This window comes from Candidatus Allofournierella excrementigallinarum, from assembly GCF_944388085.1.
In the GTDB taxonomy this organism is placed as follows: domain Bacteria; phylum Bacillota; class Clostridia; order Oscillospirales; family Ruminococcaceae; genus Allofournierella_A; species Allofournierella_A excrementigallinarum.
The window spans coordinates 1-6149 of the sequence record NZ_CALXHK010000082.1 but is presented as its reverse complement, the minus strand read 5'-3'; the positions used below and the strand labels follow the sequence as shown (position 1 = coordinate 6149).

General features: G+C 63.8%; 6 protein-coding genes. 4 read left to right on the top strand and 2 right to left on the bottom strand.

The window, feature by feature from the left end:
- A partial coding sequence (locus ACH2AT_RS10585) for a His/Gly/Thr/Pro-type tRNA ligase C-terminal domain-containing protein (protein ID WP_394965900.1) occupies nt 1–453 on the top strand: 453 nt, incomplete at its 5' end.
- A 66-nt stretch (nt 454–519) separates the two neighbouring features.
- Here the strand turns inward: ACH2AT_RS10585 and ACH2AT_RS10580 are convergent.
- Nucleotides 520–1185 (bottom strand): metallophosphoesterase, encoded by a 666-nt coding sequence (locus ACH2AT_RS10580; RefSeq protein ID WP_394965898.1) that lies wholly within the window; start codon nt 1183–1185, stop codon nt 520–522.
- Nucleotides 1186–1341: 156 nt separating this feature from the next.
- Between ACH2AT_RS10580 and ACH2AT_RS10575 the strand changes: the two genes are divergently transcribed.
- From ACH2AT_RS10575 to ACH2AT_RS10565, 3 genes are read left to right on the top strand one after another with little or no spacing between them, the layout of a single operon-like run.
- Entirely contained in the window at nt 1342–2703 is a 1362-nt protein-coding gene (locus tag ACH2AT_RS10575; RefSeq protein WP_394965896.1) for a D-alanyl-D-alanine carboxypeptidase family protein, read from the top strand.
- Nucleotides 2704–2732: 29 nt separating this feature from the next.
- Nucleotides 2733–4187 carry a nicotinate phosphoribosyltransferase gene (locus ACH2AT_RS10570; RefSeq protein ID WP_394965894.1) on the top strand — a complete coding sequence of 485 codons (1455 nt, stop codon included), beginning with the start codon at nt 2733–2735 and terminating at the stop codon, nt 4185–4187.
- Between the two features lie 53 nt (nt 4188–4240).
- Nucleotides 4241–4648 (top strand): hypothetical protein, encoded by a 408-nt coding sequence (locus ACH2AT_RS10565; protein ID WP_394965893.1) that lies wholly within the window; start codon nt 4241–4243, stop codon nt 4646–4648.
- A gap of 250 nt (nt 4649–4898) precedes the next feature.
- Here the strand turns inward: ACH2AT_RS10565 and ACH2AT_RS10560 are convergent.
- The coding region (locus ACH2AT_RS10560) for an alpha-amylase family glycosyl hydrolase (RefSeq protein ID WP_394965891.1) at nt 4899–6149 on the bottom strand (1251 nt) is incomplete at its 5' end.

Below are 6149 nucleotides of genomic sequence, written 5' to 3'. Positions count from 1 at the left end.
GACAACAGCCCCGGCTGGAAGTTCAGCCAGTGGGAGATGAAGGGCGTGCCCCTGCGCCTGGAGATCGGCCCCAAGGACATCGAGAAGAACCAGTGCGTGCTGGTGCGCCGCGACAACCGGGAAAAGACCTTCGTCAGCCTGGACGAACTGGAGACCGCCATCCCCGCCCAGCTGGACGCTCTGGCCCACAGCCTCTACGCCCGGGCGCTGGAAAACCGGGAGAAGCGCACCTGGGCCGCCGCCACCATGGACGAGGTGAAGGCCCTGGCCGAGGCGAACAACGGCTACATCAAGACCATGTGGTGCGGCGACGTTGCCTGCGAGGAGAAGATGAAGGAGGAGGCTGGCCTGTCCAGCCGGTGCATGCCCTTTGAGCAGGAGCATCTCTCCGACGTCTGCCCGGTGTGCGGCCGTCCCGCCAAGGTGATGGTCTACTGGGGCAAGGCCTACTAAGACCCCAAAAACGAGCGGCCCGGATGCTTTTGCATCCGGGCCGCTTTCCTTTTTTGCAAAGCCGCCTTATTCCAGCGGCACCACTTTCAGAAACACCGCCTGCACCTTGGGGCTGTAGTTCAGGTCCTTGTGGTAGCGGCCGAACAGCCATTTTTTGTAGCAGGTGGTCTTCATGACCTGGTCGAAGAAGTTGTGCAGCCAGTTTGGCTGGCCCCGCATCAGCTGGGTGAACTCCAAAATCTGCAGCGGCGCGTCGTGGGTGAGGATGTAGTCCACCCGGCCCCCCGCGGCCTTCAGGTTCTCGGCGCAGTATTCCAGCTCGTCGCTGGTGGGCAGTTCCGCCCGCCACCAGTTGACGCCTTCCTCCCGGTCCTCTTTGTCCCAGCTTTCGGCGCCGCCGAAGCAGAGCAGCTTCTTGCCCTCGATCTCCAGAATGCTGCCCCGCTGGATGTAATAGAGATTGCCCCCGATGTGCCGCGCGCGGCCGCCCATGAAGTCCTCCACGGGGTAATCGCGCAAAAGGTCGAAGTTCTCGTGGCAGCCGTCGATGAACAGGATACGGTAGTGGCGCTTGGTCAGCCATTTCAGGTGCTTTTGCTCCGCTTTGCCGCCGGACCAGAGAAAGCCGAAATCCCCCAGCACGATGAGCGTGTCGCCTTTTTTCAGCTTTTTGACGGCTTTGTCGGCAAAACGCCCGATGTCGCCGTGGAGATCGCCGGTCACATAAATCACGGGGGAACACACCTCTTTCACACAAAAAGCCTTTATAAGCGGCCTCAAAACTGCTATAATATATAAGATACCATCCGGGAGGGCCCGGCTCTGCGCCGCCCGCCCCGGCGGGGTCATCTGTGTTTTATTGTAACGCCTTTAAAGGGAAAAGTCTATATGAAAAAAACCATCGCCTTTCTGCTGACCCTTGCGGCGCTGGCCGGGCTGCTGGCCCTGCCCGCCTCTGCCGCGGGCTTCACCCCGCCCTTTGAGGTGGCCGCCCCCGGGGCCTATGTGGTCAATCTGGACACCAACATCATCGTTTACGAAAAGAACAGCGACCAGCCGCTGCCCACCGCCAGCACCGCCAAGGTGATGACCGCCATTCTGCTGCTGGAGCAGTATCAGGACCAGCTGGATTCCGTCACCGTGTCCATGCCCCGCTATGTGCAGGACGAACTTTACGGCAAGGGCATGCAGGTGGCGGACATCCGCCCCGGCGAGACCCACACCCTGCGCAACCTGCTGAACGCCATGCTGGTGTACAGCGGCGCGGACGCGGCCATGATCATCGCCGACTATGTGGGCGGCGGCAGCCAGGAGAACTTCGTCTACATGATGAACGCCAAGGCCAAAGAGATCGGCTGCACCAGCACCAACTTCGTGGACGCGGTGGGCATGAGCATCGAAAACGTCACCACCGCCCGGGACCTTTACCTGATGTTCCGCTACGCCCTCAGCTTCGACACCTTCAAAGAGGTCATTGCCACCCAGAAGTACGACATGGGCGAGATGCTGCCCCGCTACACCGCGGGCACCTACAACCTGTTCAACACCAACGTGATGATCCGCGAGGGCGCGGGCGCCGAGTTTTACCGCAGCTACTGCATGGGCGGCAAGACCGGCACCCTCCAGGACTGGTCCAACCTGGTGGCCTGGCACAACCAGGACGGCAAGAGCTACCTCTCGGTGGTGCTGAACAGCCCCAACTCCTGCGACCAGATCGGCGTCAACTACCTGGACGCAAACGGCAACCCGAAGTACAACCCCGCCGCCTACGAGACCGGCCTTTTGATGGACTGGGTGTTCGAGAGCTTCGACATCCTGCCCGCGCTGGACAAGAACGAGCCCATCGAGCAGGTGCCGGTGAAATACTGCGCCGAGACCGACCGGCTGATGCTCTACCCGGCGGACGACCTGCTCACCATCCTGCCGGTGGGCGCGGACGAGAGCATCACCCAAAAGACCTTCCACCTGCCCGAGAGCGTGTCCGCCCCGGTGAAGCAGGGGGACGTGATCGGCACGGTGGACATCTCCCTGTCCGGCGAGGTCATCGGCACGGTGGAGCTGCTGGCCGAGCGCGATCTGGACCGGAACATGGTGCTCTACACCTTCAGCAAGGTGGGCGAATTCTTCTCCAGCCTCTACTTCAAGGTGCTGATGGTGCTCACCGGGGCCGCGGTGGCGGTGTATCTGGCGCTCTATTTCATCTCGCTGGCAAAGAGGCGCGGCTCCAAAAAGATCCGCCGCCGCTATTGATAAAAGGGAAAACGAGGGGGCAAAGGCTTATGCTGGACGTGAAACGCAATCTCACCACCATCATGGACTTCTACGAGCTGACCATGGCGGCGGGCTACCTGGAAGAGGGTTTTGAAGACAAAATAAGCGTCTTCGACATGTTCTTCCGAAAAATACCCGACGGCGGCGGCTTTGCCATCATGGCCGGGCTGGACACCTTCATCGAGGCGGTGGAAAACCTCAAGTTCACCGAGCAGGACATCGAGTACCTGGCCGCCTGCGGCGTGTTCAACGAAAAGTTCCTGGATTATCTGCGGCACTTCACCCTGCACTGCAACATCTGGGCCATCCCCGAGGGCACGCCCATCTTCCCCCAGGAGCCCATCGTCACGGTGGAGGGCCCCTCCATCGAGTGCCAGCTGCTGGAAACGCTGCTGCTGGTCACCTTCAACCACCAGTGCCTGGTGGCCACCAAGGCGAACCGCATCGTGCGCAGCGCCCAGGGCCGCCCTGTGATGGAGTTCGGCGCCCGCCGCGCCCAGGGGTACGACGCGGCGGTCTACGGCGCCCGCGCCGCCTACATCGGCGGCTGCGCCTCCACCAGCTGCGTCATGGCCGCCCGGGACTTCGGCATCCCCGCCAGCGGCACCATGGCCCACAGCTGGGTGCAGATGTTTGACAGCGAGTACGAGGCCTTTGCCACCTACGCGCGCCTTTACCCCGACGGCTGCGTGCTGCTGGTGGATACCTACAATGTGACCAGGAGCGGCGTGCCCAACGCCATCAAGGTGTTCGACGAAGTGCTCAAGCCCCTGGGCAAGCGGCCCAAGGGCATCCGCATCGACTCCGGCGACATCGCCTATCTCTCCAAAAAGGCCCGCAGGATGCTGGACGAGGCTGGCTATGAGGACTGCCCCATCTGCGCCTCCAACAGCCTGGACGAGTACATCGTGCGGGACCTCATCCTGCAGGAGGCGAAGATCGACAGCTTCGGCATCGGCGAGAACCTCATCACCGCCAAGAGCGACCCGGTGTTCGGCGGGGTCTACAAGCTGGCCGCCGTGAAGGAAGGGGACAGCTACATCCCCAGGATCAAGGTCAGCGAGAGCGTGGAAAAGATCACCCTGCCCTGCCTCAAGAAGGTCTGGCGCATCTACGACAACTACACCCGCAAGGCCATGGCGGACTATGTGGCGGTGTACGACGAAGAGGTGGGCGAGCACGAGGAACTCACCCTCTTCGACCCCAACCAGACCTGGAAGCAGCGCACCTACAAGAACTGCACGGTGAAGTGCATCACCACCCCCATCTACCGCGAGGGCAGGCTGGTGTACGACCGGCCCACCGTGACCGAGATACGCGCCGCCTGCGCCGAGCAGGTGGAGAACCTGTGGGAGGAGATGCGCCGCTTCGAGTACCCCCATCGGTATTATGTGGACTATTCCCGCAAATTGTGGGAGTGCCGCCAGGAACTTCTCACCCGCATTTCCCGCATGGGCCAGTAAACCCACATAAAAATCCATCACCCGGGGAACACTGTTCCCCGGGTGATTTTTCTATGATCGAAAAAAGCGCGCTGTTTTGTCTGGGGGCGCTGGGCTACGGCTGCATCGAGCTGGCCTGGCGCGGGCGCACCCACTGGACCATGCTGCTGGCGGGAGGGCTTTGCATGCTGGCCCTCTGGGCGCTGAACGAACGCCTGGCCCGCTGGCCGCTGCTGGCCCGCTGCGCCGCCGGCGCGCTGGCCATCACCGGCGTGGAGCTGGCCTTCGGCGTGGTCTGCAACCTGGCTTTGGGCTGGCGCGTGTGGGACTACTCCCTGCTCTGGGGCAACCTCTGGGGCCAGATCTGCCCCCTTTACTCCAGCCTGTGGTTTTTGCTGTGCATCCCCGTCTTTGGCAGCCTGAGCCTCTGCCGCGCCCGCCTGGACGCCCCTGCGGCCCCCGGCGGCGGGCAGGAGGGGTAAAAGGCCTGCCCGCCCGCTTCGCAGCGCAGAGCGGCGCCAGGGTGGTGCTCCGGCCCGTTTCTCCCGGCCTGCCGTCCGCTGAAAGCCGAGAAAGCTGCGGCACTACGTGGGGAGGCCCGGGCTTCGCTTCGGCTGGGTCGCCGCCCGTATGCTATTAAAGGCAGCATTGTGCGAAAATTCGCCCGGCCCATCCCCACCGTATACTGCGTGGAGAGGGCCGGGCGCTGCTTTGAATTTGTTGTGTCAGCTTTTATGCCAGTTCCACCACCGCCGCCTGCCAGGGGGCCAGGGCCAGGACGCCGCCCGCCTGACCGGGCACGCCGTCTGAGCACAGCAGCACTTCCTTTGCCGCGCCGGGCAGCTCTACCCGCTGGGCCTCGCCGCCCAGGTTGGAAGCGACGAGCAGCCTGCGCCCGCCGCCGGTGCGCACAAAGGCCGCAAGGCCCGCCTGCTCCTGATGCACCGGCTCAAAGCTGCCCCACACCAGCGCCTCTTTATACTTATCGTTTTTTCGAAGCCGGATCAACTTTTTGTAGAATTCCAGCACCGAGCCTTCCACGCCCTGCTGGGCCGCCGCGTTCACCCGGGTGTAGTTGGGGTTCACCGGCAGCCAGGGCGTGCCGGCGGTGAAGCCGGCGGCGTGCCCCGCCGTCCATTGCACCGGGGTGCGGGCGTTGTCGCGGCTGAGGCGGGCCACCCGCTCCAGCGCTTCGGCGGGGGCGAGGCCCGCAGCCAGCGCGGCGGCGTATTCGCCGTGGGTGTTCACGTCGTCCACCGCGTCGATGGAAGGGAACACCGTGTTGGTCATGCCCAGTTCCTGCCCCTGGTAGAGGAAGGGCAGGCCCGGCAGCAGCATCTGCACCGCCGCCAGCGCCTTCTGGGCCCGCGGGTCGTTTGCGGCCTGTTCGGGCAGGTAGCGGCTGGCGCCGCGGGGCTCGTCGTGGTTTTCGATGATGTTGCTCAAAAAGCCCACGCCCTCGGCCCGCAGGGCGCTGGCGAAGCAGCAGTCCCGGTAATTGTCCGGGCCGGGTTTTTTGGCGTCGTACCAGCCCTTGGGGCTGCCGCCCCAGCAGGCGGCGGCAAAGTCGAACATGCTGGAGAAAAAGCCCCCCTGCCCGATGAACAGGCTCATCTCCGCGGGGTCGGCATCGAATACTTCGCCCACAGTGAAGGCGCCATGGGGGGCAAAGGCTTCGTCCCGCAGCTGGCCGAGATAGGTGTGCAGCCGCTGCCGGGACACCGGGTCCGCCAGCATTTGGCGGCAGTCCGCCAGGCCGTCCGGCCGGTCGGGCGGGTAGTTCTCAAACCGTTCCGGCTTGCCGATGTTCACGATGGCGTCCACCCGGAAACCCGCCACGCCCTTATCCAGCCACCAGTTCACCATCTCCACCACCTCGCGGCGCACCGCGGGGTTCTCCCAGTTCAGGTCGGGCTGCTTGGGGGAGAACAGGTGCAGGTAGTAAGGGTCCTCCCGGCCGGGCACGGTGCTCCACACGCTGCC